20 protein-coding genes are annotated in these 25,543 nt (G+C 72.3%); 5 read left to right on the forward strand and 15 right to left on the reverse strand.

Translation table 11 applies throughout. The features are described 5' to 3' along the window. Nucleotides 1-76 precede the first annotated feature (76 nt). Together ACIRF8_RS17780 and ACIRF8_RS17785 are read right to left on the reverse strand one after the other, a co-directional pair. The gene (locus tag ACIRF8_RS17780; protein WP_404215793.1) at nucleotides 77-1,195 is read right to left on the reverse strand and encodes an FAD-dependent oxidoreductase; all 1,119 of its coding nucleotides are present in this window, start codon (nucleotides 1,193-1,195) and stop codon (nucleotides 77-79) included. A gap of 3 nt (nucleotides 1,196-1,198) precedes the next feature. Beyond that, nucleotides 1,199-2,200, reverse strand: coding sequence for a DUF2510 domain-containing protein (locus ACIRF8_RS17785; RefSeq protein WP_404215795.1), 1,002 nt, complete (start codon nucleotides 2,198-2,200; stop codon nucleotides 1,199-1,201). Between the two features lie 226 nt (nucleotides 2,201-2,426). Here ACIRF8_RS17785 and ACIRF8_RS17790 point away from each other — a divergent pair, with 226 nt between their 5' ends. Further along, a complete protein-coding gene (locus ACIRF8_RS17790; protein WP_404215797.1) occupies nucleotides 2,427-5,102 on the forward strand; it encodes an ATP-binding protein in 2,676 nt (891 codons plus the stop codon). Between the two features lie 4 nt (nucleotides 5,103-5,106). On the opposite strand, the gene pcaD is transcribed toward ACIRF8_RS17790, so the two are convergent. From pcaD to ACIRF8_RS17825, 7 genes are all read right to left on the reverse strand, one after another. After that, nucleotides 5,107-6,237, reverse strand: a complete 1,131-nt coding sequence (pcaD, locus tag ACIRF8_RS17795; RefSeq protein ID WP_404215799.1) for a 3-oxoadipate enol-lactonase — start codon at nucleotides 6,235-6,237, stop codon at nucleotides 5,107-5,109. Nucleotides 6,238-6,307: 70 nt separating this feature from the next. Continuing rightward, on the reverse strand, nucleotides 6,308-7,627 hold the full coding sequence (gene pcaB / locus ACIRF8_RS17800) for a 3-carboxy-cis,cis-muconate cycloisomerase (RefSeq protein ID WP_404215801.1): 1,320 nt from the start codon (nucleotides 7,625-7,627) through the stop codon (nucleotides 6,308-6,310). After that, on the reverse strand, nucleotides 7,624-8,229 hold the full coding sequence (pcaG, locus tag ACIRF8_RS17805) for a protocatechuate 3,4-dioxygenase subunit alpha (protein WP_404215803.1): 606 nt from the start codon (nucleotides 8,227-8,229) through the stop codon (nucleotides 7,624-7,626). The genes pcaB and pcaG overlap by 4 nt, the downstream gene beginning before the upstream one ends. Nucleotides 8,230-8,235: 6 nt before the next feature. Next, complete coding sequence (gene pcaH, locus ACIRF8_RS17810; protein WP_404215805.1) at nucleotides 8,236-9,009, reverse strand: protocatechuate 3,4-dioxygenase subunit beta; 774 nt, start codon at nucleotides 9,007-9,009, stop codon at nucleotides 8,236-8,238. A gap of 18 nt (nucleotides 9,010-9,027) precedes the next feature. After that, nucleotides 9,028-10,239, reverse strand: coding sequence for a thiolase family protein (locus ACIRF8_RS17815; protein ID WP_404215807.1), 1,212 nt, complete (start codon nucleotides 10,237-10,239; stop codon nucleotides 9,028-9,030). Further along, on the reverse strand, nucleotides 10,236-10,880 hold the full coding sequence (locus tag ACIRF8_RS17820; RefSeq protein WP_404215809.1) for a CoA transferase subunit B: 645 nt from the start codon (nucleotides 10,878-10,880) through the stop codon (nucleotides 10,236-10,238). The genes ACIRF8_RS17815 and ACIRF8_RS17820 overlap by 4 nt, the downstream gene beginning before the upstream one ends. Further along, nucleotides 10,880-11,635 (reverse strand): CoA transferase subunit A, encoded by a 756-nt coding sequence (locus ACIRF8_RS17825; protein WP_404215811.1) that lies wholly within the window; start codon nucleotides 11,633-11,635, stop codon nucleotides 10,880-10,882. Before ACIRF8_RS17825 ends, ACIRF8_RS17820 begins: the two co-directional genes overlap by 1 nt. 149 nt (nucleotides 11,636-11,784) lie before the next feature. Here ACIRF8_RS17825 and ACIRF8_RS17830 point away from each other — a divergent pair, with 149 nt between their 5' ends. After that, complete coding sequence (locus ACIRF8_RS17830) at nucleotides 11,785-12,252, forward strand: MarR family winged helix-turn-helix transcriptional regulator (RefSeq protein WP_404215813.1); 468 nt, start codon at nucleotides 11,785-11,787, stop codon at nucleotides 12,250-12,252. Between the two features lie 18 nt (nucleotides 12,253-12,270). Here ACIRF8_RS17830 and ACIRF8_RS17835 read toward each other — a convergent pair whose 3' ends face one another. Beyond that, a complete protein-coding gene (locus tag ACIRF8_RS17835) occupies nucleotides 12,271-13,182 on the reverse strand; it encodes a DUF3048 domain-containing protein (RefSeq protein ID WP_404215931.1) in 912 nt (303 codons plus the stop codon). A 78-nt stretch (nucleotides 13,183-13,260) separates the two neighbouring features. Further along, the gene (locus ACIRF8_RS17840; protein ID WP_404215815.1) at nucleotides 13,261-14,322 is read right to left on the reverse strand and encodes an ATP-dependent DNA ligase; all 1,062 of its coding nucleotides are present in this window, start codon (nucleotides 14,320-14,322) and stop codon (nucleotides 13,261-13,263) included. A gap of 73 nt (nucleotides 14,323-14,395) precedes the next feature. Between ACIRF8_RS17840 and ligD the strand changes: the two genes are divergently transcribed. Beyond that, nucleotides 14,396-15,427 carry a non-homologous end-joining DNA ligase gene (gene ligD / locus ACIRF8_RS17845; RefSeq protein WP_404215817.1) on the forward strand — a complete coding sequence of 344 codons (1,032 nt, stop codon included), beginning with the start codon at nucleotides 14,396-14,398 and terminating at the stop codon, nucleotides 15,425-15,427. A gap of 27 nt (nucleotides 15,428-15,454) precedes the next feature. Here ligD and legP read toward each other — a convergent pair whose 3' ends face one another. Then, a complete protein-coding gene (legP, locus tag ACIRF8_RS17850) occupies nucleotides 15,455-17,317 on the reverse strand; it encodes a Dot/Icm T4SS effector Zinc-dependent metalloprotease LegP (RefSeq protein WP_404215819.1) in 1,863 nt (620 codons plus the stop codon). Between the two features lie 156 nt (nucleotides 17,318-17,473). Here legP and ACIRF8_RS17855 point away from each other — a divergent pair, with 156 nt between their 5' ends. Next, complete coding sequence (locus ACIRF8_RS17855) at nucleotides 17,474-17,815, forward strand: hypothetical protein (RefSeq protein ID WP_404215821.1); 342 nt, start codon at nucleotides 17,474-17,476, stop codon at nucleotides 17,813-17,815. Nucleotides 17,816-17,864: 49 nt separating this feature from the next. Here the strand turns inward: ACIRF8_RS17855 and ACIRF8_RS17860 are convergent, their stop codons facing one another. Together ACIRF8_RS17860 and ACIRF8_RS17865 are read right to left on the reverse strand one after the other, a co-directional pair. Continuing rightward, a complete protein-coding gene (locus ACIRF8_RS17860) occupies nucleotides 17,865-20,081 on the reverse strand; it encodes an OmpL47-type beta-barrel domain-containing protein (RefSeq protein ID WP_404215823.1) in 2,217 nt (738 codons plus the stop codon). Nucleotides 20,082-20,086: 5 nt separating this feature from the next. After that, a complete protein-coding gene (locus tag ACIRF8_RS17865) occupies nucleotides 20,087-22,600 on the reverse strand; it encodes a ThuA domain-containing protein (RefSeq protein WP_404215825.1) in 2,514 nt (837 codons plus the stop codon). Nucleotides 22,601-22,860: 260 nt separating this feature from the next. Here ACIRF8_RS17865 and ACIRF8_RS17870 point away from each other — a divergent pair, with 260 nt between their 5' ends. Continuing rightward, on the forward strand, nucleotides 22,861-23,805 hold the full coding sequence (locus ACIRF8_RS17870; protein ID WP_404215933.1) for a multicopper oxidase domain-containing protein: 945 nt from the start codon (nucleotides 22,861-22,863) through the stop codon (nucleotides 23,803-23,805). Between the two features lie 19 nt (nucleotides 23,806-23,824). Here ACIRF8_RS17870 and ACIRF8_RS17875 read toward each other — a convergent pair whose 3' ends face one another. After that, nucleotides 23,825-25,447: an amidohydrolase gene (locus tag ACIRF8_RS17875; protein ID WP_404215827.1), complete on the reverse strand. Its 1,623-nt coding sequence runs from the start codon at nucleotides 25,445-25,447 to the stop codon at nucleotides 23,825-23,827. Nucleotides 25,448-25,543: the final 96 nt, after the last annotated feature.

Below are 25,543 nucleotides of genomic sequence, written 5' to 3' on the forward strand. Positions count from 1 at the left end.
CGCACCCCCGGGCCGGGCGGTTCCTCTTGAGCGGAGAGGAACCGCCCGGCCCTGTGTGTGTCTCCGGGCGGATGTCTCAGGCCGGGGTCGAGGGCAGCCGGAACCGGTCGACCGGTGCCGCGCCGCCCGTCGCCAGCGCGGCCGTCCACGCCCCGATCAGCGGCGCGAACTTGGCTCCGTGGCCCGAGCACGGCGAGCACACCACCAGCGGCCCGCGCCGATCGAGCACGAAGTCGTCCCGCGGGGCGGAGGTGTACAGACAGGTCGCCTCGTTGAAGGGCTCCGGGACGAGGCCCGGCAGCCAGTCGCGTACGTACGCGGTGATCCGCTCACGGGCCGCCGGATCCACGACACCGTCCCGGGTCCGCGCCGTCGTCCGCCGTCCCGCGTCGTGCTCGGCGAGCTTCCAGCCGCCCCGCGGGCCGCCGTCGGCGCCGCCCGGCAGCCCGTACACCAGCAGCTTCGCGTCGTGCACGAGGACCGGCCAGCCATCGGTCACCGACCGGTCCCGCGGCGGGAAGTGAAAGATCTGCTGCTGCGTGACCGTCAGTTCCGGCAGCGGCACCAGACCGCCCAGCAGCTCGCCCGCCCACGCCCCCGCGGCCACCACGGCACGGCGCGCCGTCACGGAACCGCCGTCCGTCACGAGCCGGACCGCTTCCGGTCCGAGCACCTCGATCCGGCGTACCGGCGTGCGCTCACGCACCTCGGCGCCGCGCGCGCGAGCCCGCTCGACGAACGCGCTCACCGCCGCGGCGGCGTCGACCGTCCCCGCGTCCGGGTGGTACAGCACCGGACCCTCGAACCGGAGCCCGGACCACCGGCGTTCCGCCTCCGTCGCGGGGATCACCTCGTGCGGCACCCCCTGGTCCGCGAGGACCGCGGCGATCCGCTCGGGCGCGCGTACGACGCCCTGGTCGGCGGCGCCCGTCATGCGCAGCAGCCGCGTCCCCGCGTCGTCCTCCAGCTCCCGCCACAGCCGCAGCGCCTCGCCGGTCATCCGCACGTAGAGCCGGTCGGCGTAGGCGCGCCGCACGATCCGGGCGCTGCCGTGCGAACTGCCCCGCGCATGCCCCACCTCGTAGCGTTCGAGGAGCGTCACGTCCAGGCCCTCGCGGGTCGCCGCCCAGGCCGTCGCCGCGCCCATCAAGCCCGCGCCGACGACGGCCACCTCCACCTCGGGCCGCCCCGCCATGGCTCAGACGTCCTGGCCGTTGCCGGAGCCGCCGGTGACCGAGGCCTTCTTGACGCCCTTGACGAGCTTGTCGATCGCGGTGTTGTCCGGCCCCGCGGCCTTCTCCTTCGCGGTCTGCGGGATGTCGACCCCGATCCGTATGACGACGAGCGTCTTGGCGTCGGACGGCGAGGGGAACACGACCGACTCCACCCAGGCGTCGATCCGCGACTTGGTGTCCACGTTCCAGCGGACCCGGTAGCCCGGCTGCCCGGCCACCGTGACCTTCTCCGACAGCAACTCGTCGTGCTGGAGGATGCCGCCGTAGACCTTGCCGCCGTAGGACGCCTTCGCGTTCTTGAGGATGTCCTCCTTCGCCGCCGCCTCCGCGGTCGTCGCGTCGAGCTTGAGCCGCTTCGCCGACGAGGTGGAGGCGCCGCCCTTCACACAGGTCTGCTCCACGTCGTCGGGGCACTTGTACGGCCCGGTCTGCACCCCGGCGATGCCCGCGCCGTCCGAGCCCGTCCAGCCGTCGAGGACCGGCAGCGCCACCCCGTTCACCACGTCGGTGGCGAAGCCCTCGTCGAGCGGGGGCCGCGCCGAGTCCGGGGCCTCGGGCGAGGCGGACCCGCCGCCCGGCCCGTCGGACCGCTGCCGGTCCTCGGGCCGCCGCGACTCGGCGCCCACGGTGTCGCTCCTGCCGTCGCCGCCGTCCGTCGTCAGCGCGTAGACACCACCGGCGACCCCGGCGAGCACCACCACCGCGACACCGGCCGCGACCGCGATCCTGGCGCGGTTGCGCGGCTTCGGCGGCAACGCGGTCGGATAGCCGGGATATCCCGGGTGGGCGGGGTACGGCGGAACCGTCCCGGAAGTGGTCGGCTGCTGTGCCGGCTGCGGCGGCGGGGTCGTGGCGGGCCGGGTCTGGTCCGTCCAGCGGCTGCCGTCCCACCAGCGTTCGGTGCGCGGGCCGTCGGGGACCTGACCGGGGTCGGGGTACCAGCCTGCGGGAGTCTGCGACGTCATGAACGGAACAGTATGAGGCGTGCCTGAAAAGGACATGAGAGGGTCCGCATTGCGGTCGGATTCGTTACGCAACCATGCCCCACGCGCCCACCTCTGGCCGGTGACCCTCGTGGCGCGGCCGATTGTGACCGGCTCCCGGGAGCCGCCACCACGGCGCGCACCGGCGCACTACTCTCGTGACCAGCACATCGATGGACCGAGGAGAACGACACCGGGAGGGTGCGGGATGACTCAGGGACGGCACACCGACGCCGCCTCCGCCGGCCCGCCGCTGTGGGAGCGCGAGTCCGAACTCGACGTGTCCCTGCGGGCGTTGGACGACCTGTGCGGCGACGCCGCCTCGTCGGGGAGTCTCGTCGTGTACAAGGGCGAGGCGGGCATCGGCAAGACCGCCCTGCTCGGCCGGGTGCGCGAGATCGCGTCGGGCCGCGCCACCGTGTGGTCCGCGCGCGGCGGCGAGACCGTCACCTCCGTCCCCTTCAACGTCGTACGCCAACTCCTGCACCCCGCCCTGCTCGCCCTCTCCGAGGAGGAGACCCGCGAGTACTTCGGCGACTGGTACGACATCGCGGGCCCCGCACTCGGCATATCCGAGCCCACCGGACGCCAGGCCGACCCGCAGGGCGTGCGCGACGGACTCGTCGCCGCCGTGTCCCGACTGGCCCGCCTGCACTGGCCGTTGGTCATCCTCATCGACGACGCGCACTGGGCCGACCTGGAGACCCTGGAGTGGCTGGCCGCGTTCGCCGAACGCCTCGACGACCTGCCGGTGCTCGTCGTCGTGGCACAGCGCGACCCCGAGCAGGAGGCCGCCGCCGTCTGCCTGGAGGCCGTCGCCGCCGCCGCCAGGCCCGGCACCGCCCGGCTGCGCGCCCTCACCCCCGACGCCACCGCGGGCCTGACCCGCGCCACGCTCGGCGAGCACGCCGACGACCCGTTCTGCCGCGAGGTGTGGGCGGTCACCGGCGGAAACCCCTACGAGACCGTCGAGTTGCTCGCCAAGGTGCAGGACAGCGACCTGAGCCCCGAGGAGGAATCGGCCGCCGAACTGCGCGCACTGAACAAGTCGGCGCGCGGCCGCGGCCTCGTCGCCCGCCTCGAAGGACTCGGCAGCGAGGCGACCAGGTTCGCCTGGGCCGCCGCCATCCTCGGCACCCGGATCGACCCCGGACTCGCCGCGCTGCTCGCCGGACTCAACCCCGAGCAGGCCGGCCGCTGCGCCGAGCGACTGCGCGCCGCCCGCATCCTCACCGACGGCGGCTACGGCGCCGAGACCGCCCTGGAGTTCGTCCACCCGCTGATCGCCTCCGCCGTCTACGACGCGATCCCGCCGGCCACCCGCACCGCCATGCACGGCCAGGCCGCCTGGGCCGTCACCGCGTCGGGACACGGCCCGGCCGCCGCCTCCCGGCACCTCCTGGAGGTGCACCCGGACGACGATCCGGAACTCGTCGAGCAGATGCGCGCCGCCGCCCGCGAACACCTGGCCGTCGGCGCGCCCGACGCCGCCCGGCGCTGCCTGGAGCGCGCCCTCCAGGAACCGCCGCTGCCCGACATCCGCCCGCAGCTCCTCTACGAGCTGGGCTGCGCCACACTGCTCACCTCGCCCGCCACCACCATCAAGCACCTGGACGCCGCGCTCGACACGACGCCCGGACTCGTCGGCGACCTGCGCGTCGACGCGGTGTGCCGGCTCTCTCAGGCGCTCGTCCACAACGACCAACTGGAGGAGGCGCTGCGCCTCATCGACTCCGAGGCCGACCTCCTCGACCCCGGCCCCGCCCGGCTGCGCCTGCAAGCCGTCCACTTCATGTGGGAGGGCATCCACGCGGGCGAGGAGGACTCCCCGGGCCGCTCCCGCAACCTGGCGGCGATCGCCGACCAGCTCACCGGCCGGGACAATCCCGAGCGGGTCCTGCTGATCCTGCGGGCGTTCGACGCGATGGCCCGCGGGGAGAACGCGGAGGAGGTCGTCGAGCGCTGCGACCGCGCCCTGGTCAACGGCCGCCTCGCGCCCGGGCTCGGCTGGCGCGACCCCGAGTGGGGCTTCGAGGTGCTGGCCATGCTCGGCAGCGCCTACCTCTTCGCCGACCGGCTCGACCGCGCCGAGTCCCTGTTCGCCGGGGCGGTCCGCGAGTACGAGACGGCCGGCTGGAGCGGCGGCCACCTCGCCATCGCCCACGCCTTCGTCGGCTACGTGCACCGCAGGCGCGGGCGGCTCACCGACGCCGAGGCGTTCCTGCGTGAGTCGCTGCGCCTCGCCGACCGCGTCGGACACGGACTGCCCATGCACTGGGACGCGGCCTGCATGCTCATCGAGACGCTGCTCGCCCGCGGCAAGGCCGAGGAGGCGGAGACGATCGCCGACCGGTACGCGTTCGGCCCGCCCTACCCCTCCACGATCGTGCTGCCCGACGCCCACTCGGTCCGCGGCCGTCTGCTTCTGGCGACCGGCCGCGTCGAGGAGGGGATCAACGAGCTGGAGACCGCCGCCAAGGCCGCCACGGCCCGCGGCGGGCACAACACGATCATGGCGCCGTGGGCCTGCGACCTGGCCCGCGCCCTCGCCCCCACCGACCCGCGCCGCGCGGCCGAACTCGTCGCCGAAGCCCGCGTCCAGGCCGAGCGCTTCGGCACGGACACGGCGATCGGTGAGGCACTGCGCTGCGCGGCCGCCCTGGAGACCGGCCAGAAGCAGCTCACCCTGTACGCGAAGGCGGTCACCTACCTCGAAGCGTCGCCCTGCGCGTACGAACACGCCCTCGCCCGCGTCGAGTACGGCATGGCGGCCCGCTCGATCTCCGAGCTCAACCGCGGCCTCACCCTGGCCCGCGCCTGCGGCGCCGACGGCCTCGCGGCGCGCGCCAGGGAGGTCCTGGACACGGGGCGCGGCCTGCGTTAGCCCCTCACCGGGCCTGGTCCTCCTCGGCGAGGACGCGCTGCGCGACGGCGAACGCGGAGTTGGCGGCGGGCACGCCCACGTACACGGCGCACTGGTGCAGCACCGCGCCGATCTCGTCGGGGGTCAGGCCGTTGCGGCGGGCCGCCCGTACGTGCATGGCCAGTTCGTCGAGGTGGCCGTGGGCGACGAGCGCGGTGAGCGTCACCATGCTGCGCTCGCGCCGGGACAGGGTCGGGTCGGTCCAGATCTCGCCCCACGCGTACCGGGAGATGAAGTCCTGGAACCGGGCGGTGAACGGTGTCTGCCGCTCCTGCGCCCGGTCCACGTGCGCGTCGCCGAGCACCTGCCGCCGCACCTCCATGCCGCGCCGGGCGCCCTGCCCGAGGTGGGTCCGCAGCAGTGCGAGCACCGCCTCCGGCCGTTCGGCGACGGCCAGGTGGGAGGCGCCGGCCAGTTCGACGAGTTCGGCGCCCGGCACGGCGTCGGCGATCTCCCGCAGATGCGCGGGCGGTGTCGCGGGGTCGTCGCGTCCGGCGACCAGGAGGGTGGGCGCGGTGATCTCGCCGAGGCGGTCGCGCAGGTCGAAGGCGGCGAGCGCGTCGCAGCACGCGGCGTACGCCCCCGCGTCGGCCGCCCGGTGGTCCCGGACCAGCCGCGGCACGGTGAAGCCGGGTGTGAACCAGCGGGTGGGCGCCGAATCCGCGACACCCCCCGTCCCTTCCTCGCGCACGCGCGCGGCCCGCTCCCGCCACGGCCGGTCGCCGCCGAAGTGGGCGGAGGAGCACAGGACGGCGAGGCGGTCGATCCGCTCCGGGTGGTGCACGGCCAGATGCAGGCCGACGGCGCCGCCCAAGGACACCCCCGCGTACGCGAACCGTTCGATGCCGAGCGCGTCGGCGAGGTCGAGGACCAGCGCGGCGAGGTCCGCCACGGTGGCCCCCTCGGCGATCAGTTCCGGCGCGGAGCCCCCGTGCCCCGGCAGGTCCCAGCGCACGACCCGGTGCGCGCTCGACACCTCGGGAGCGACCTGGTCCCACAGGGCCATCGAGGTGCCGAGGGAGGGCCCGAGCAGCAGCGGGGGAGCGGACGGGGACCCCTCGACGCGGTGGTGGAGGAGGGGCGAGGAGGAGGTCATGAGGGCTCCTGGGGGTGACGGTCGCAAGGGGGAGGGGCAGGTGCCGTGGTGGCCGGGTCGGGAGGAGGCGCTACCGGCGGGCGAGGGCCCGGTCCGTCAGGGCCCCGGCCGCACCCGTGTACCGCTCCGGGTCCGTCAGGTCGGACAGGTCGATCAGGTCGGTGTTCTTCAGTTCCGGTTCCTCGGACAGGACGTCGGCCGGCGAGCGGCCCTCGGAGAGCGCGCGGCGCGTCGCCGAGCCGAGCAGTTCCTTGGCGCGGGCGCGCCCGAGCACTCCGGCCAGCTCCGCCGACAGCCGCTCCGAGACGATCGCCCCGCCGGTCAGCGCCAGGTGCTCGCGCATCACGTCGGCGCGCACCACCAGGCCTCCGGTCAGCTCCGCGGCGTCCCTGGCCGCGCCGCCGACCAGCCGCAGCAGCTCCCGCAGCGTGGTCCATTCGGCGTGCCAGGCCCCGGCGGGCCGCTCGTCCTGCGCGCACATCGACCCGTACAGCGTCGCCGCGAGTCCGGGCGCGCGACGGGCCGCCGCGTCGATGAGCGTGGCCCGCACCGGATTGGCCTTGTGCGGCATGGCGGACGAGCCGCCGCCCGCGCCCTCCGCCACCTCGCCGATCTCGGTCCGGGAGAGCGTCAGCACGTCGGTGGCGAGCTTGCCGAGCGCCCCGGCCGTGAACGCCGACGCCCCCGCCAGATCCGCCACCGGTGTCCGCAGCACGTGCCACGGCAACGCGGGTTCGGCCAGGCCGAGTTCCCGCGCGTACGCCGCCGCCAGCGCCAAGGGGTCGCTCGCCCCGTACGCCTCGAAGGCCGCCAGCGTCCCGGCCGCGCCGCCCAGTTGCGCGGGCAGCGTTTCCCGGACGGCCCGCAGACGGTCGCGCGCGTCGAGCACGAGCGCGCGCCAGCCGGCCGCCTTCAGGCCGAACGTCGTCGGCACCGCGTGCTGCGTGAGCGTGCGCCCGGGCAGCACGGTGTCCCGGTGTGCGGCGGCGATCCGCGCCAACTCGCTCTCGATGCGCGCAAGTTCGGCAAGGGTCGCGTCCAGTGTGCGCGCCGCCATCAGCATCAGCGCCGAGTCCAGGATGTCCTGACTGGTCGCGCCCCGGTGGACGTACGGCTGGTGCTCCGGGGATACGGCCGCTGTCAGGTCGGCGACCAGCGGGATCACCGGATTGCCGCCGGCGCGGGCCCGCCGGGCGAGGTTCCTCACGTCGAAGGACCCCGCGTCCGCCGCGGCCGTCACGGCGTCGGCCGCGGCGGCGGGGGCGAGCCCGAGCGCCGCCTGGGCCCGGGTCAGGCCCGCCTCCGCGTCCAACAGGGCCTGGAGGAAGGCCTCTTCGGACGTGGTGCGCTCGGTGGGCGCGTCCGCACTGCCGGGGTCGAACAGACTCACGTGTACTCCAGGAAGACCGTCTCGCCCTCGCCCTGAAGGCGGATGTCGAAACGGTACGTGCCGCCCGGCTCCTCCCGTGCGACCAGCGTGTCGCGGCGCGCGGGCGCCAGCTCCGACAGGAGCGGGTCCGCGGCGAGGGCCGCGTCGTCGCCGGGCAGGTAGATCCGGGTGAAGAGATGGACGAGCAGGCCGCGCGCGAACACGCAGAGACTGAGGTACGGCGCCGCCGCCCCGCGCGCGCCGGGCCGTAGCGTGCGCACGTACCAATGGCCGTTCGCGTCGGTCTGGACGCGGCCCCAGCCGGTGAACTCCACGCCGTTGCGGCCGAGATAGCCGCCGTTCGCCGGATCGCGCCGGATGGAACCGTCGACCCGTGGGATCGCGCCGTCGGGACCGGCGCCCCACACCTCGACGAACGCGTCGGGGACCGGGTTGCCCGCGCCGTCGTACACGTACCCGCGCACGGTGACGGTGTCCGGGTGGCCGACGGGCGCGATGTCACCGCCGCCGGGGAACGGCAGCGCGTACCCGTAGAACGGCCCGACCGTGTGCGACGGGGTGGGCAGCACGCTCTCGGGGCTGCTCGTGTCGATCTTCGTCATGGCTGGTCAGCGCCCTTCTTCGAGCCAGGTGGCGGACGGCCCGTCGAGCACGATGTCCCAGTGGTAGCCCATCGAGAACTCAGGCACGGACAGGCTGTGGTCGTAGGTCGCGACCAGCCGCTGCCGGGCGGCGTCGTCGGTGACGGACTGGATGATCGGGTCGTACGGGAACAGCGGGTCGGCGGGGAAGTACATCTGCGTCACCAGGCGCTGGGTGAACGCCGAGCCGAACATCGAGAAGTGGATGTGCGCGGGGCGCCAGGCGTTGACGTGCTGGCCCCACGGGTAGGGGCCCGGCTGGATCGTGGTGAAGCGGTAGCGGCCCTCGGCGTCGGTCAGCGTCCGCCCCACCCCGGTGAAGTTGGGGTCCAGCGGGGCGTCGTGCTGCTCGCGCCGGTGCGCGTAGCGGCCCGCCGCGTTGGCCTGCCATATCTCGATGAGCTGGCCGCGCACCGGGCGCCCGGCGCGGTCGAGGAGGCGGCCGGAGACGGTGATCCGCTCGCCGAGGGGCTCACCGACGTGCTGCCTGGTGAGGTCGTTGTCGACCTCGGTGATGTCCCGCTCGCCGAAGGCGGGCGAGGCCAGCTCCACCAGCTCCGGGTCCTTGGTCACGTCGATGTTGACCGGCGGCTGCTTGGGGTGGCGCAGGACGGACGAGCGGTAGGGCGCGTAGTCGCGGCGCGGGTGGTGCTCGGCGGGCGCGCCGTCGGCGAGCCGCTTCTCGTACGCGGCGCGCGCGGCGGCCATCTCCGCGTCGATGTCGTGCTGGGTGAGAGTCATGGTCCTTCTACCGTTTCCCTATCGTTCCAGGACGAGGGCGAGGCCCTGGCCCACGCCGATGCAGAGCGTGGCGACGCCGACGCCGGAGCCCTTGCGGGCGAGTTGGTGCGCGACGGTGCCGGCGAGCCGGGCGCCGGACGCGCCGAGCGGGTGGCCGAGGGCGATGGCACCGCCCTGCGGGTTGAGGACGGCCGGGTCGAACTCGGGCCATTCGGCGACGCAGCCGAGGACCTGGGCGGCGAACGCCTCGTTCAGCTCCAGAGTCGACAGATCGTCAAATCCCCTGCCTGCCTTGGCGAGGGCCCGGTGGACGGCCTCGACGGGCGCGAGCCCGAAGTAGTGCGGGTCGAGCGCGCAGACGCCGGAGGCGGAGATCCGGGCGAGCGGTTCACGGCCCGTGGCCCTCAGGCCCTCCTCGTCGACGAGGAGCAGCGCGGCGGCGCCGTCGTTGAGCGGCGAGGCGTTCCCCGCGGTCACCGTGCCGCCGTCCGTCCTGAACGAGGGCTTGAGCTGGGCCATCGCCTCCAGGGACGCCGTGGGGCGCACACTCTCGTCGGTGTCGACGACGAGCGGGCCGCCCTTGCGCCGCGGGATCGTGACCGGCACGATCTCCGCGTCGAACAGCCCGTCCTTCTGGGCGGCGGCGGCCTTGCGGTGGCTGTCCAGGGCGTACGCGTCCTGCTGCTCGCGCGTGATGCCGTGCTTGTCGGCGATCAGCTCGGCCGATTCGCCGAGCGGCACCGTCCACTGCGGCTCCATCCGCGGGTTGACCATGCGCCAGCCCAGGGTGGTGGAGTACAGCTCGGTGTGCGCGGCGGGGAAGGGCCTGTCGTTCTTGGGCAGCACATAGGGGGCGCGGGTCATGGACTCGACGCCGCCCGCCACCGCCACGGAGGCGTCGCCGAGCGCGACGGCGCGGGCCGCCTGGACGACGGCTTCGAGGCCGGAGGCGCACAGCCGGTTCACGGTCACGCCGGGCACGGAGGTCGGCAGGCCCGCGAGGAGAGCGGCCATGCGGGCCACGTTGCGGTTCTCCTCGCCCGCGCCGTTGGCGTTGCCGAAGTAGACGTCGTCCACCCGCGCGGGGTCGAGCCCGGGGGTGCGGGCCATGAGTGCGCGGATGGCGTGCGCGGCGAGGTCGTCCGGGCGGACGGCGGCGAGCGCGCCGCCGTAGCGGCCGACCGGGGTGCGTACGGCGTCGACGATGTAGACGTCCCTGACCTGGGTCATCGTCCGGCCTCCGGGATGCGGACCTTCGCCGCGGTCTTGGCGATCAGTTCCCCGACCTCGACACCGGGCGCCAACTCGACGAGCTCCAGGCCCTGTTCGGTGATGTCGAGGACCGCGAGGTCGGTGATGACCCGGTCGACGCAGCCCTTTCCGGTCAGCGGCAGATCGCACTCCTCGACCAGCTTCGGCGAGCCGTCCTTCGCGGTGTGGGTCATGGTGACGAGGACGGTCCGGGCGCCGTGGACGAGGTCCATGGCACCGCCGATCCCCGTGATCATCTTGCCGGGCACCGCCCAGTTGGCGAGGTCGCCGCGGGCGGAGACCTGCATGGCGCCGAGGACGGCGACGTCGATGTGGCCGCCGCGGATCATCCCGAAGGAGAGCGCCGAGTCGAAGAACGCGGCGCCGGGCAGGACGGTCACCGTCTCCTTGCCCGCGTTGATCAGATCCGGGTCGACGGCCTCCTCCGCCGGGTACGGGCCGGTGCCCAGGATGCCGTTCTCCGACTCCAGGATCACCTCCACGTCGCGGGGGAGGTAGTTGGGGATCAGCGTCGGCAGGCCGATGCCGAGGTTGACGTACTGGCCGTCGCGCAGCTCACGCGCCGCGCGTGCGGCCATCTCCTCGCGGGTCCAGGACATCAGGAGCTCACCGTCCGCTTCTCGATCTGCTTGTGGGCGGCCTGCTCGGGGGTGAGGGCGACGACGCGCTGCACGAAGACGCCCGGCAGGTGCACCTGGTCCGGCTCGATCTCGCCGGGCTCCACCAGCTCCTCCACCTCGGCGACGGTGATCCTTCCGGCCGTCGCCGCGAGGGGGTTGAAGTTCCGGGCCGACTTGTTGAACACCAGGTTCCCGTGCCGGTCGCCCCTGGCGGCCCTGACCAGGGCGAAGTCGGTGCGGATAGCGCGCTCCAGGACGTACTCGACACCGTCGAACTCCCGGACCTCCTTGGGCGGCGACGCCTTCGCGACCCCACCGGAGCCGTCGTAGCGCCACGGCAGCCCGCCGTCCGCGACCTGAGTGCCCACACCGGCCGGGGTGTAGAACGCGGGGATGCCGGCGCCACCGGCCCGCAGCCGCTCGGCGAGCGTGCCCTGCGGGATCATCTCGACCTCGATCTCACCGGCCAGGTACTGCCGGGCGAACTCCTTGTTCGCCCCGATGTACGAGCCGGTGACCCGGGCGATGCGGCCCGCGGAGAGCAGGACCGCGAGCCCCGACTCCAGGGCGCCGCAGTTGTTCGACACCACGGACAGGCCGGTGGTCCCCTGCGCGTACAACGCCTCGATCAGTACGTTCGGCACACCGCTGAGTCCGAAGCCGCCGACCGCGAGGGACGCGCCGTCCCCCACGTCGGCGACCGCCTGCGCGGCCGTGGCGACCACCTTGTCCATGTGTCCGGGACCCGTCTCTAGGAATTGCTCAGCGCACTGAGCATTTGTTGAGCGGCCTTCACGTTGCCACCAGTCAACCGGGTCGTCAAGGGTCTAATATCGCTCAGTACACCTACGTAACACCTGCGTACACAGACCGGAGGACCGTGATGGCCGCGGTGGATCTGACCACCCATCCCGGGCACCTCGCCCGGCGACTCCAGCAGGCGCACTACCTGCTGTGGAACACCATGGTCTCCGAGGAGATCACGTCGCCGCAGTTCGCGGTCCTCAACACCCTCGTGGCCGAGCCGGGCCTCGACCAGCGCACGGTCGGCGAGCGCGTCGGCCTCGACCGGTCCACCATCGCCGAGGTGATCAGCCGCCTCACCCGGCGCGACCTGGTCGACAAGGCCAGGGACCCCGACGACGGCCGCCGCTGGCTGCTGCGGCTGACCCCCGAGGGTCTGCGCACGCACAAGAAGCTGACGGTGCGCACCGCGCGGATGAACCAGATCTTCCTGGCCCCGCTGACCAGCGACGAGCAGCAGGTCTTCTTCGACCTGATCCAGCGGGTCGCCGACGCGGCGGAGGGGCTGCGCAACCCCGGCGAACCGGTGGTGGCCCCGCACGCCTGAGCCGGTCAGGGCCGGAGGCTACTTCTTCGCGAACACCACCCACACCGGTCCCGGCGCGAACGGCAGAGGCTGCCCGTCCACCGTGAAGGCGGTGCCGTCCGCGGCGCCCGGCCGCTCCCACCGCGCCTCGTAGGCCCGCCCGTCCCGCAGCACCACCGCCTTCCCCGCACCGACGGTGCGCGACAGCGGGGACGTGTTGCCCAGCTTGTCGTGGAAGCGGGAGGCCTGGACGTCGACGTACTGCACGACGACCGTCGCCGCCGCGAGCCGCGTCCCGCCCGCCGTCACCGCCGCGTTCCCGTCCATGCTCACCAGCCAACGCCGCCGCCCCGCCGACCAGTCGAAGGTGAACCGGGCCGAGGGGAAGCGCACCGTCCGCGCCGTCTCGGGCCGTCCGCCCGCGGGCACCCGCGCGGCGAACCGGAACCCGGCCGCCGCCCCGGCGCCCGCACCTGCCCGCACCCCGCCCAGGGCCGCGGGCCGCAGGAAGAGGTTGTGCGGGGCGGGCTTCCCGCCGCCCCGGAAGTAGGCCCTGCCGCCCTCGCCCGCCGGCTTCGCCCGCAGCGGCGCCGCGTCGATCAGGGGCCGCAGTCTGCCCTGGGCGCCCGAGTACGCGAGCGTCGGCCGGTGGAACTGGCCCAGGAGCTCCAGATCGGTCTCGCGCGCGCTGCGCACCGGCCCGACGACGTCGGGCAGCCGCGAACCGAAGACCGCCATCAGCCGACTGAGCCCGCCCTCCACCTGCTCCGCGTAGACGATGTCCGCGTCCTCGATCCCCGTCTGGGGCCGCGCCGCCCCCACGTTGTCGATCTTCACCGCCAGCACCGCGGCGCCCGCGGGCCCGGAGTCCTTCGCGTCGGGCGCCACGCCGGGCTTGCAGGCCGCGGCGGCCACCGCGAGCACACCGGCGACGAACCCACGCCTACGCATTCCGTTGCTGTCCACGGCCCCTGCATACCCGCCCGGCGCCCCCCTCAACTCCCGCGCCGGCGCGCGCGGTGCGCACACTCAGCGCAGGACGTCCGCCAGGTCGAACTTCATCGGCTCCGCCAACTGCGCGTACGTACAGCTCTCGGCCTCCCGGTCCGGGCGCCAGCGGCGAAAACGCGCGGTGTGCCGGAAGCGTGTCCCGTTCTCCATGTGGTCGTACGCCACCTCGGCCACCAGCTCCGGGCGCAGCGCCACCCACGACAGGTCCTTCTTGCCGGTCCAGCGGCTGGGCGCGCCCGGCATCCGGGACGCCTCGTGTGCGGCGCCGTCCGTCCACGCCGCCCACGGATGGTCCTCGGCGGAGTCCATGCGCAGCGGTTCGAGCTCGGCGATCAGCTCGGCGCGCCGCTTCATGGTGAACGCCGCGCAGACCCCGACGTGCTGGAGGGTGCCCGCGTCGTCGTACAGCCCGAGCAGCAGCGAGCCGACGACGGGGCCGCTCTTGTGCAGGCGGTACCCGGCGACCACGCAGTCCGCCGTCCGCTCGTGCTTGACCTTGATCATGGCGCGTTCGTCCTGCCGGTAGCGCAGGTCAAGGGGCTTGGCCACGACGCCGTCCAGGCCCGCCCCCTCGTACTGGTCGAACCAGCGCCGCGCCAGCCCGGCATCGGTCGTCGCGGGTGCCACGTGCACCGGCGCCGTGACGTCCGCGAGGGCCTCCTCCAGTCGGCGCCGCCGCTCGGTCAGCGGCGCGGCGAGCAGCGACTCGTCGCCGAGGGCCAGGACGTCGAACGCCACGAACGATGCCGGGGTGCGCTCCGCCAGGGTCCGCACGCGGGACGCGGCCGGATGGATCCGCTCGCTGAGCGCGTCGAAGTCGAGCCGCCCGTCGCGCGCGACGACGATCTCCCCGTCCAGGACGCAGCGCTGGGGAAGCCGCTCGGCGAGGGCCGCCACCAGATCGGGAAAGTACCTGGTCAGCGACTTGGTGGAGCGGCTGCCCAGCTCGATCTCCGCGCCGTCGCGAAAGACGATCGCCCGGAAGCCGTCCCACTTCGCCTCGTAGTGCATCCCGGCGGGGAGCTTGGCGGCGGACTTGGCGAGCATCGGGCGGACCGGCGGCATCACGGGAAGATCCATACGCCGATTCTGTCCCGTAGGGAGCGACATCGCCCGGTATGCGCGTCTTGCCCCTTCGGCCTAGCGTGGGTCCATGGGCAGCAAGGGCGCGGCAGTGGAACTGGAAGCGGGTGGCCGGACGGTGCGGCTGTCCAGCCCCGACAAGGTGTACTTCCCCGAGGGCGGCTCGCGCGGGTACACCAAGCTGGACGTCGCGCGCTACTTCCTGGCCGTCGGCGACGGCATCCTGCGTGCGCTGCGCGACCGCCCCACGACCCTGGAGCGCTACCCCGAGGGCATCACCGGCGAGTTCTTCTACCAGAAGCGGGCCCCCAAGAACCTGCCCGACTGGACCCCCACCGCCACCATCGGCTTCCCCTCCGGGCGCACCGCCGACGAGATGTGCCCCACCGAGGTCGGCGCCGTCCTGTGGGCCGCGCAGTACGGCACGCTCACCTTCCACCCGTGGCCCGTGCGCCGCGCCGACCTCGACCACCCCGACGAACTCCGCATCGACCTCGACCCGCAGCCCGGCACCGACTACGCCGACGCCGTCCGCGCCGCGCACGAACTGCGCCACGTGCTGGCGGAGTTCGGCTCGCTTCGCGGCTGGCCCAAGACCTCCGGCGGCCGTGGGCTGCACGTCTTCGTGCCCATCGAGCCGCGCTGGACCTTCACCCAGGTGCGCCGCGCGGCCATCGCCTGCGGCCGGGAGCTGGAGCGCCGCATGCCGAAGGCCGTCACCACCGCCTGGTGGAAGGAGGAGCGCGGCGAGCGCATCTTCGTCGACTACAACCAGACGGCCCGCGACCGCACCATCGCCTCCGCCTACTCCGTCCGCGCCCGCCCCGCCGCACCCGTCTCCGCCCCGCTCACCTGGGACGAGCTCGACGACGCGGTACCCGGCGACTTCGACATCGTCACCATGCCGAAGCGGTTCGCCGAACTCGGCGACGTGCACGCGGACATGGACGAGGAGCGCTACACACTGGACGCGCTCCTCGAACTCGCCGACAAGGACGAGAAGGACCGCGGCCACACCGACCTGCCGTACCCGCCCGAGTACCCGAAGATGCCGGGGGAGCCCAAGCGGGTGCAGCCGAGCCGGGCCAGGCACGGGACCTGACCCGGCAGCGGGGAGGCGGAGGGACGGTCAGTCGGTGAAGGCGGTCAGGATGCCGCCGAGGGACTCGTAACCGGTGACGCTCGGCCCCCACGCCTTCCCGTCCCACCACTTGTGGAACAGCGCCGAGTCCGTGCCCCGGACGAACACGTCGAGCCGGTTCTGCTCCCACGAGACCGCCGCGGGCGAGCCCGTGCAGATGCCACCGAGGGATTCCCAGCCCTTGACGCTCGGCCCCCACGCCTTCCCGTCCCACCACTTGTGGAACAGCGCCGAGTCCGTGCCGACCACGAACAGGTCGAGCCGGTCGGGCCCCCAGGACACGGCGGCGGGCGTCCGCTCACAGATGCCGCCGAGGGATTCCCAGCCCTTGACGCTCGGGCCCCAGGAATTCCCGTCCCACCACTTGTGGTAAAGCGCGGAATCCGTCCCGACCACGAACAGGTCCAGCCGGTTCTGCCCCCACGAAACGGCGACGGGCTCACTCATGCAGATGCCGCCCAGGGATTCCCAGCCCTTGACGCTCGGGCCCCAGGAATTCCCGTCCCACCACTTGTGGTAAAGCGCGGAATCCGTCCCGACCACGAAGAGATCAAGGCGATTGCCACCCCATGACACGGCTTTCGGCTTGGTCATGCAGATACCGCCGAGGGATTCCCAGCCCTTGACGCTCGGGCCCCAGGAACTGCCGTTCCACCACTTGTGGTACGTGGCCGAGTCCGTCCCGACGACGAAGAGATCGAGCCGGTCAGGACCCCAGGAGACCGCCTCGGGCGGGCTCGTGCAGATGCCGCCGAGGGACTCCCAGCCCTTGACGCTCGGACCCCAGGAGCTCCCGTTCCACCACTTGTGGAACAGGGCGGAGTCGGTGCCGACGACGAAGGCGTCCAGCCGGTCGTGCGCCCAGGAGACGGTCGTCGGCGGGCTCGTGCAGATGCCGCCGAGGGACTCCCAGCCCTTCACCCCGGGCCCCCACGTCTTGCCGTCCCACCACTTGTGGAACATGGCCGAGTCGGTGCCGATCCCGAACACGTCGAGCCGGTCCGACTCCCACGACACGACAGGCCCGGACGCCGCCGAAGGCCCGTACATCGCGTGCACGGCGGCGATGTCGTCCGTGCTCAGGCCGGTGCGCTGGCCGATGGTGACGCCCTGCACGGTCGGCACGATGGTGTCCTGGCCGTTCGAGGAGAAGGCGTCGCGCGGGTAGTGCATGATCGAGCCGTAGTCGTACGGGCCGACGTCGTCGCCGTCACTGATGTGCTGGTCGAAGTTGTGCTCGAAACCCGCCGTGATGTTGGCCCAGACGATCGTCACGAAGTGGTCCCGGTCCTCGCGGCTCTGCTCGTGCCAGAGCCCGACCGCGTGCCCGATCTCATGGATGCAGTTGCCCGTCGTGCAGCCGCCGCCGAGGGTGATGTCCTGCGACCCGCCCTGCCGGCCCACGAACGACGAACAGCCGCCGCCCGACACGAACCGGACGAAGTCCGGGAACTGCCCGGCGTTGGCCGGGGTGCGCTGCACGAACCGCATCCGGGTGCGGGACTGCCAGTGCGCGATGGCGTCCGTGACCCGCTGCGCGTTCGGCAGGGCCGCGTCGATCTCGAACGGCACGACGGCGTTGGGCCATCGGACCCCTTGCCCCTCGACCACGACCGCCGACTGCGGGAGCTTTCCCTCCGACTCGGCGCGGAACTCGGCGGTGCGGCGCTCCACCTGCGCGACCGTGCCGAGCACGATGTCGCCCTCGAAGACCGCGATCCCGTCGATGTCGGCGTACTGGACCGGCTTGAGCCGGAATCCGGCACCCTCGATCAGACCGGTCCGCACCTCGCGCGAGGAACGGAATTCCCCGTGCCCCTCACCAGAAACTCGTGACTCGGAAGCAGACATGACGATTCTCCCCCTGACGTTCACCTTCCGGCTTTCGCGATCCGACGTCCTCCTTTCGGCATTCGGCTTCCCGCCCTCCTGTGAAGGGCGCTATTTTGCGAAAGTACTGCGGAAAGTACTGGGGGCACCGCCGACCGACAAGGGCTGGGCGAGCGTATGAGAAACGTAGAAATCGCCGTGCGTCTCGCGCCGGGGGCGAAACCGCCCGAGGGCCCGGTGACGCTGCGCGTGCGGGTCGAGGAGACCGGCGCGGCGGACGCGCCGGCCCGGGTGGTCTCCGCGACCGTCGAGCCGGGCGTCGACCTCACGGCCGTACCCCGGGTGACCCTCGCCGTGCCGGCGCCGGGTCCCGGAGCCCGGTACACCGTGCGGGTCCATGCGGACGTCGACGGTTCGGGGGTCGTCGAGCCGGAGGACTTCGTCTCCGTGCGGAGCAACCCCGTGCTCACCCAGGGGAGCCCGGACGCGGTGGCGGTCGAGGTGAAGCCCGCCCGCTGAGCCACGAGGACTCGGCGGGCGGGCGGTGACACCGTCAACTGTCTTGCGTTCACAGTTCCTTGATGCGGATGTCCCGGTAGGAGATGACGTCCGAGGTGCTGTGCACCTGGAGGCCGACATAGCCGGAGGAGTACCGCCGGCCGTCCGTGCCCGGGTCGTCGGAGCGCGGTGGCTCGAAGACCTGGCCACCGGTGTTGTCGAACTCGTTGATCAGCACACCGTTGCGGTAGATCGAGAAGTGCTGGTCCACCACCTTGATCTCGTAGTCGTTCCACGTGCCCTTCTGGGTGACGCCCGCGCCCGCGAGGCCGACCCGGTCGAAGCCGTAGATCGAGCCGGTCTTGTACATGTCGCCGTCGGGACGGTCGAACACCTGGACCTCGTGCCCGTACTTGATCGCGGCCCACTCGGGGCGCGGCTCCTCGGGGTTGTCGTGCACCCACGGGAAGCGCACGAACACACCGCCGTTGGCGTTGCCCGTGCCGGGGGCGTCGTCACGCCACTGGAGCTTCAGCGAGAAGTCGCCGTACTTGCGCTGCGGGAACCAGAGCATGCCCATGCCGTCCACCGACGTACTGCTGGTGATCGACCCGTCGGCGTTCAGCGCGAACTTCCCGCCGCCGACCTGCTCCCACTTCGCGAACGACTCCTGCGTGCCGTCCAGGATCTTGGTGTAGCCGTCGGTCTGGCCCGGCGTGCCGATCTCGGACTGCCTCGCCGCCTTGTTGATCTTGTTGTACTCGCGCTGGTCGATGACGCCTTCCTTGAGGAGCTTGTCCGTGACCGTCTTCACGTGCTTGACGAACAGCGCGTGCGACGTCCACTTCTTCTCGTCCTCGATCAACTCGCCGATCCGGCAGCGGTTGTTCGTCACGCGGTTCGGGATGCCCGTGTCCGTCGTGCCCACGAACACCGTCGTCCGCTCGTCGAACTCCGGGCAGGGGGGCGCCGGGACGCCGCCGCCCGAGGCGACCGCGAACACGAACAACTGCGCCTGCGCGGCGTTCCCGGCCTTGTCGGTGGCCCGGTAGGACACCGAGTGCGCGCCGACCCGGTCCACCACCACGGGGGCGGTGTACGCGAGGTAGGGGCCGCCGTCGAGCGAGTACTCGATCGTGGCGACGCCGGAGTCCTCGTCCGTCGCCGTCACGGTGAGCTTCGCGTGGTTGATGTACGCGCCGTCGGAGTTCTTGTCCCCGGCGACCGCGAGCGACACCGTCGGCGCCGTCGTGTCCTGGGCGGGCGGCGCCACGACCGTGAGGTCGACCGCCTTCTCCGCCGCCCGGTTGCCCGCCTTGTCCGTGGCCCGGTACCGCACCTTGTAGGTGCCCGGGTCGTGGACCATCACCGGCGCGGTGTACGGCTGCCAGGCGCCGTCGGCGCCGAGCGCGTACTCCACCGTGTTGACCCCGGAGCCGGTGTCCGACGCCGAGACCGTCACCGTGGCCATGCCGACGTAGGCGCCGGAGGCGTTCTTGTCGCCGCTCACCGTCGCCGAGGTCTCCGGCGCCGTCGTGTCGTCGGTCGGCGGAGCGACCACCGTGAAGTCCAGGGACTTCTCGGCGGCGGTGTTGCCCGCCTTGTCGGTCGCCTTGTACGTCAGGGTGTGCGCGCCGACCTGGTCGACGACGACCGGTGCGGTGTAGGGCGTGTAGGCCCCGCCGTCCAGTGCGTACTCGATCCGGTCGACGCCCGAGCCCGCGTCGGTCGCCGTGACCGAGACGGAGGCGGACCCGACGAAGGCTCCGTCGGCGTCGGTCTGCCCCTCGGCCTTCGCCGAGGTCTGTGGCGCGGTCGTGTCCTCACCGCCGCCGCCGTCCGTCACCACCAGGACGCCCTGCATGCTCAGGTGGCCCGGGATCGTGCAGTGGTAGCGGTAGCGCCCGGGGGAGAGGGTGACCTCGGCGGTGTGCTTGCCGCCCTGGTCGTCGTTGGGGTTGGCGAGGATGTTCAGCGGTACGTCGTTGTTGTACTCGGGGTCCGACACGTCGAACGTCAGCGTGTGCGGCATGCCCATCGTGTTGCCGGTCGCCGCGCTGTTCTCGAAGACGATCGTCGCCTTGCCGGCGACCGCCGTCGTCGGCGCGGAGGCGTACTTCGTGATGTCGTCGCCGGCCGTCCAGGTCAGCACCTGGTCGGCCGCCGCGCCCGGCGCGGGCGCCGCCGTGGCGGCGGGCAGCGCGCCGAGCCCGAGACAGAGCAGGACGGTGGCGAGCAGCGCGGTCAACATCCGGCTGCTGCGCAGGAGTTGTGGAGGAGTCCGCATGACCATCAGCCCTTCCTGACGAGCAGGCCGGCCGCCGGGGTCGCCTCGCCACCGGTGTACGTGACCTTCCACAGCGCCGACTTGGAGTCGGAGGTGAAGAAGCCGCGCCCGTAGTCGAGGACGTACAGAGCACCGTCGGGACCGAACTTCCAGTCCATGAGGTTCTTGATGCCGTCGTTGCCGATCGGAATGATCTTCTTCAACGACTCGGAGTGGACCGGGATCGACCCCTCGCCGTGCGTTCTCGGGTCGGTGAGGACCGCGTGGCGCGGCTGGTCCGCGTCGTAGAAGTCACCGACGAACCACTTGCCGTCCCAGTAGCTCGGCCACTTGTCGGCGTTCGGGATCGACGCGTCGTAGCGGTAGACCGGTCCGTCCATCGCCGCCTGACCGCCGCCCTTGAGCCACGGCAGCAGGTACTTCGCCTCGGACTGCTTGTACGAGGGCACGCCGTTCGCGTCGCGCGGGAAGTCCGGGGCCCCGCCCTGGGGCGAGTACCAGATGTTGTTCCCGGTGACCGGCGGCAGGTTCACGAGCCCGTCGTTGTTCGGGGACTCGTTCTTCGGGTGGTCGCAGTCGTACCAGCCCAGCGGCTTCGTCGGATCGGGGAGGTTGCGGTCGCGGTAGGGCTGCTTGTTGCCCATGCAGTACGGCCAGCCGCGGTTGCTCGCCTTGGTGATGACGGCGAACTGGTCGTACTTGGCCGGGCCCCAGGTCGTCGACGGCTCACCGGCGTCCGGACCGACCCAGCCCGCGTACAGCGTGTCGGTCTTCTTGTCGACGGAGATGCGCGCCGGGTTGCGCACGCCCATCACATAGATCTCCCCGCGCGTCTTGCCGCCGCCCTCGGCGGTCTCCTTGCCGGTGAAGAGGTTGCCCTCCGGCAGGGTGTACGTGCCGTCGGCCTCCGGGTGGATGCGCAGGATCTTGCCGTTGAGGTTGTTGGTGTTGCCCGCGGTGCGGCGCGCGTCGGCGAAGGAGACGCCCTTGTAGTTGGGCTGCGGGTTGTTGCCCGAGTAACCGTCGCTGAACTGCGAGGAGTTGTTGTCACCGGTCGCGATGTACAGGTTTCCCTTGGAGTCCCAGGCCATCCCGCCGCCCGCGTGGCAGCAACTGTGCACCTGCACCGGCCACTTGAGCAGCACCTTCTCGCTGCTCATGTCCAGCTTGTTCGTCGCCGGGTCGAAGGTGAAGCGGGAGACCTGCCGCTCGGCCATCTGCTTGTCGCGGTCGAGCCCCGAGTGCGGCGTGTAGTGCAGGTACACCCACCCGTTCTGCTCGAACCGCGGGTCGAGCTCGATGCCGAGCAGCCCCTCCTCGACCTTGACGAGCTCGTCGCCGCCGCCCTTGTTGCCGAAGACGGTCAGCGCTCCCGCGAGGGTCACCTTCTTGGTCTTCGGGTCGTAGACGTGGATCTGCCCGGTGCCCTTGCCGACGTCGGGGTTGTTCCAGTCGGTGATGACCGGCCGGGACGAGTCCGCCCCACCGCGGCCGATATAGAAGATCCGCCCGTCGGGAGCGGTGACCAGCCCGTGCGGCTCACCGATCTGGTCGTTCTGCCCGGCCTGGTTGGGCTGGGTGAGGCGCTCCGCCTTGTAGTTGGCGTCGATCGCGGCCTTGCAGTCGGCGCGGACCACCCGCGACGTCCACGACAGGGCCCCGCGCAGATGATCGCGGAAGTCCGCCTCGTCGAAGGAGGCGACGGTCCCGCCCATCCCGGTGTAGAAGGACCGGCCGCCGTCGTAGTCACGGCACCAGGACACCGGGTGGTCCGCGCCGTTCGCGCCCGCGCCCGGCTTGTACGTGGACTCGTTGACCCGGGCGACCGTGTGCACGTCGCCGGACGGGTTCTTCACCCAGTTCAGCCACTGGTCGGGGCGCTTCCACTGCACCGGCAGGTTCTTCGTCGCCGGGTTCTGCCGGTCGCCGACCTCGACGGTCGCGCGCTGCACGGTGTTCGGCGACGAGGCCGCGGGCCGCGCCCCGATCAGACCGGTGAACCAGTCCGAGTACGGTTCGGCGCGCGCCGCGTCATGGATGCCGACGAAACCGCCGCCCGCCTCCATGTACGTCTCCAGGCCCGCCTCCTGGTCCGGGTCGAGGACGTCGCCCCCGCCGGTCAGGAACACGACCGAGTTGAAGCGCCCGAGCTTCGTGCCGTTCGTGAACACGGAGGCGTCGTCCGTCGCCGTGACCGTGAAGCGCTGCTCGGCGGGGCCCGACTGGCCGATCTTCTCGATCGCCGCGATGCCCGCGTCGACCGTGGGCGACTCGTCGCCGCCGGCCGCGGACCCGTAGAACAGCAGGACCCGCACGTTGTCGCCGCCGGGCGGCGACTTCACGGACATCGTTGTCACGGACGGGCCGTGATCCGGGTACGCACTGGCGGCGGGCCCGCTCAGCAGTCCTGCGGCCAGCGCGCCACCGGCGACACCGACCGCGAGGACACGGCGGCGCCTGTTCCTGCTCGCTCTGAACTCTCGTACGGGCAATGGCTCTTGATGCGGTTTCCGCCGCATGCGCTCACCCACCCCTCATAGGACACAGCAACAGCGCGGTGAAAGCTAGACCTCTTTGCATGGTTCGCCAATAGGTATGACCGCAATTCCACAAACTTTGTCCTGAGTGTGGATAAACGAAGATCACCTGGTTACCGTGCTCAGCGCGACGTGAAAGCCCGTACGAGGTTGGGGAGTTGGGTGTGGCGACGGAACGCGATGAACTGCGCGACGAACCAGGCCGGGCGAGCGAGCAGGACCGGCGCGTGCTGAGCAGGCGCATGCTGATCGGTGGTGCGGTGGCGGCGACGGCCGGGGTGACATCGTTGTCGATCGCCGCCTCGGCCCCCACGGCGGCCGGGGCCGACACCCCGCCGCGCACCGCCCCGGCGGGCGGCGAGGTCAGACACCTCACGCTGTACGCGGAGAAGCTGGCGGACGGCCGGCTCGGTTACGGGTTCGAGAAGGGCAAGGCGACGGTCCCGGGCCCGCTCATCGAGCTGAACGAGGGCGACACGGCACACATCGAGTTCCACAACCTCACCGACGCCGACGCGAGCCTCCACGTCCACGGCGTGGACTACGAGATCTCCAGCGACGGCACGCGGATGAACCGCAGCCATGTCGAACCGGGCGGCACCCGCACCTACACCTGGCGCACCCACGCGCCCGGCCGCCGCAAGGACGGCACCTGGCGCGCGGGCACCGCGGGCTACTGGCACTACCACGACCACGTCGTCGGCACCGACCACGGCACGGGCGGGATCAGGAAGGGCCTCTACGGTCCGGTGATCGTGCGCCGCAAGGGCGACATCCTGCCCGACCCCGGCAAGACGTTCACGATCGTCTTCAACGACATGACGATCAACAACAAGGCCGCCCACGAAGCCCCCACCTTCGAGGCCACGGTGGGCGACCGGGTCGAGATCGTGATGATCACGCACGGCGAGTACTACCACACGTTCCACCTGCACGGTCACCGCTGGGCGGACAACCGCACGGGCATGCTCACGGGCCCCGACGACCCGACGCAGGTCCTCGACAACAAGATCTGCGGCCCGGCGGACTCGTTCGGGTTCCAGATCATCGCGGGGGAGGGCGTCGGGGCCGGCGCGTGGATGTACCACTGCCACGTCCAGAGCCACTCGGACATGGGCATGGCGGGTCTGTTCCTGGTGAAGAAGGCGGACGGTTCGATCCCGCCGTACGACGCGCCGCACCACTGACGCGAGATCTTCTCAGCTTCTAGAGGTCGGCGGCCCGGTACGTCACGCGTCCGCCGACCACGGTCAACCGCACCGGCAGCTCCGGGAGTTCGGTCGCGGGCACGGCGGCCGGGTCCTCGGCGAACACCGACAGGTCGGCCCGGTACCCGGCCGCCAGGCGCCCGGCGATCCGCTCCTCGCCCGCCGCGTACGCCGGGTCGACCGTCATCCCCCGCAACGCCTCGATGCCGCTGAGCGCCTGTTCGGGTCCGTGCGGCGGCAACGACAGATCGCGGCTCGGGCGGCGGTGCCGGGCCCCGGCCAGCACCCCGAGCGGCGCGTACGGGGCGATCGGCCAGTCGGAGCCGAGCACGACCCGGGCCCCCGCGTCCCGCAGGTCACGGCAGCGCCAGGCCCGCCCGGCCCGCTCCTCGCCGAGCCGCCGCGACCAGTTGTCGGTGTGGTCGGCCCGGGTGAAGTCGGTGCAGTGCGTGGGCTGCATCGAGGCGACGACGCCGAGTTCGGCGAACCGGCGGACCGTGTCGTCGGGCACCGTCTCGATGTGCTCGACGCGATGCCGGAGGTCCGCGGGGTTCTCGTGCCGCGCCTGCTCGACGGAGTCGAGGACGTGCCGGACCGCCGCGTCGCCGATGGCGTGCGTCGCGGTCTGCACCCCGGCGCGGTGCAGCTCACCGATGACCCGGGTGTACGCGGCCGGGTCCGGCCAGAACGCGTGCGTCGACTCGCCGTGGCAGTCGGGGTGCTCCAGCCACGCGGTGCCGTTGTCGATGGTGCCGTCCATGAACAGCTTGACCCCGGCCACGCGCCACAACTCGCCGCCCTTCCCCTGGAGTTCGATCAGGGCGCGCAACGCGTCGTCGTCGGCTCCCGGCTGGCACCAGGGCGCGACCCGCAGCCGCAGCGGCAGCTCCCCGGCCGCGTCCAGGTCGGCGTAGAGCGCGAGGCTGTCGCCGTTCGCGTCCATGGCGTGCCCGCCGGTGAGCCCCGTCGCGGCCATCGCGCGCAGCACCCGCGCGAGCCGGTCCCGCCGCTCCTCGCGGGTGGGCTGGGGGGCGGCCCGCTCGACGAGTTCGCACGCGGCGTCCTCCAGGAGGAGGCCGGTGGGCCGCCCCTGCGCGTCGCACACGATCTCGGCGGCCTGGTCGAAGGTGCGCGGTCCGTCGACCCCGGCGATCTCCAGGGCCCGCGGGCTCGCCAGCATCGAGTGGGCGTCGAACAGTTGGAGCAGCGCGGGGACGCCGTCGAGGACGGGGGAGAGCGCGGCGGCCTCGACGGGCCGGTCGCCGAACACGTTGGGATCGAGCCCCCAGGCGTGCAGCCACGCACCGGGCGCGAGGTCCCGCCGGGCCCGGGACAGGGCATCCCGTACGGCATCCAGGTCGGCGCAGCCGGAGAGGTCGAGGCCGTGGGTCAACTCGGCGCCGTGCACGGGGTGCAGATGGCCGTCGACGAGCCCCGGGGTCACGACGGCGCCCTGGAGATCGACCACTTCGGTGGCGGTTCCGGCGAGCGCGCGGATGTCCCGGTCGCCGCCGAGGGCGCCGATCAGCCCGTCGGTCACGGAGAGCGCGGTGTGCGGGAGGAAGCCGCCGGTCGCCGGGTCGAGGAGACGGGCGCCGAGGACGATGAGCTGAGGGTGCACGGGTGTTCCTGCCTTGGGTGGTCGGTCGGCTTCCGGCCCCTGCGGTGATCTAGGGGCGGGGTTCGAGGGGCGGGGTTCGAGGCGGGGCCTCAGGAT

It is taken from the genome of Streptomyces sp. NPDC102406 (assembly GCF_044765725.1).
Lineage (GTDB): Bacteria > Actinomycetota > Actinomycetes > Streptomycetales > Streptomycetaceae > Streptomyces.

What these genes read in the sequence shown, in the direction of transcription:
- ACIRF8_RS17780 (WP_404215793.1), bottom strand. Translation starts at nt 1,195, where the DNA reads ATGGCGGGGCGGCCCGAGGTGGAGGTGGCCGTCGTCGGCGCGGGCTTG.
- ACIRF8_RS17785 (WP_404215795.1), bottom strand. Translation starts at nt 2,200, where the DNA reads ATGACGTCGCAGACTCCCGCAGGCTGGTACCCCGACCCCGGTCAGGTC.
- ACIRF8_RS17790 (WP_404215797.1), top strand. Translation starts at nt 2,427, where the DNA reads ATGACTCAGGGACGGCACACCGACGCCGCCTCCGCCGGCCCGCCGCTG.
- pcaD (WP_404215799.1), bottom strand. Translation starts at nt 6,237, where the DNA reads ATGACCTCCTCCTCGCCCCTCCTCCACCACCGCGTCGAGGGGTCCCCG.
- pcaG (WP_404215803.1), bottom strand. Translation starts at nt 8,229, where the DNA reads ATGACGAAGATCGACACGAGCAGCCCCGAGAGCGTGCTGCCCACCCCG.
- pcaH (WP_404215805.1), bottom strand. Translation starts at nt 9,009, where the DNA reads ATGACTCTCACCCAGCACGACATCGACGCGGAGATGGCCGCCGCGCGC.
- ACIRF8_RS17815 (WP_404215807.1), bottom strand. Translation starts at nt 10,239, where the DNA reads ATGACCCAGGTCAGGGACGTCTACATCGTCGACGCCGTACGCACCCCG.
- ACIRF8_RS17820 (WP_404215809.1), bottom strand. Translation starts at nt 10,880, where the DNA reads ATGTCCTGGACCCGCGAGGAGATGGCCGCACGCGCGGCGCGTGAGCTG.
- ACIRF8_RS17825 (WP_404215811.1), bottom strand. Translation starts at nt 11,635, where the DNA reads ATGGACAAGGTGGTCGCCACGGCCGCGCAGGCGGTCGCCGACGTGGGG.
- ACIRF8_RS17830 (WP_404215813.1), top strand. Translation starts at nt 11,785, where the DNA reads ATGGCCGCGGTGGATCTGACCACCCATCCCGGGCACCTCGCCCGGCGA.
- ACIRF8_RS17835 (WP_404215931.1), bottom strand. Translation starts at nt 13,182, where the DNA reads ATGCGTAGGCGTGGGTTCGTCGCCGGTGTGCTCGCGGTGGCCGCCGCG.
- ACIRF8_RS17840 (WP_404215815.1), bottom strand. Translation starts at nt 14,322, where the DNA reads ATGGATCTTCCCGTGATGCCGCCGGTCCGCCCGATGCTCGCCAAGTCC.
- ligD (WP_404215817.1), top strand. Translation starts at nt 14,396, where the DNA reads ATGGGCAGCAAGGGCGCGGCAGTGGAACTGGAAGCGGGTGGCCGGACG.
- legP (WP_404215819.1), bottom strand. Translation starts at nt 17,317, where the DNA reads ATGTCTGCTTCCGAGTCACGAGTTTCTGGTGAGGGGCACGGGGAATTC.
- ACIRF8_RS17855 (WP_404215821.1), top strand. Translation starts at nt 17,474, where the DNA reads ATGAGAAACGTAGAAATCGCCGTGCGTCTCGCGCCGGGGGCGAAACCG.
- ACIRF8_RS17860 (WP_404215823.1), bottom strand. Translation starts at nt 20,081, where the DNA reads ATGCGGACTCCTCCACAACTCCTGCGCAGCAGCCGGATGTTGACCGCG.
- ACIRF8_RS17865 (WP_404215825.1), bottom strand. Translation starts at nt 22,600, where the DNA reads ATGCGGCGGAAACCGCATCAAGAGCCATTGCCCGTACGAGAGTTCAGA.
- ACIRF8_RS17870 (WP_404215933.1), top strand. Translation starts at nt 22,861, where the DNA reads ATGCTGATCGGTGGTGCGGTGGCGGCGACGGCCGGGGTGACATCGTTG.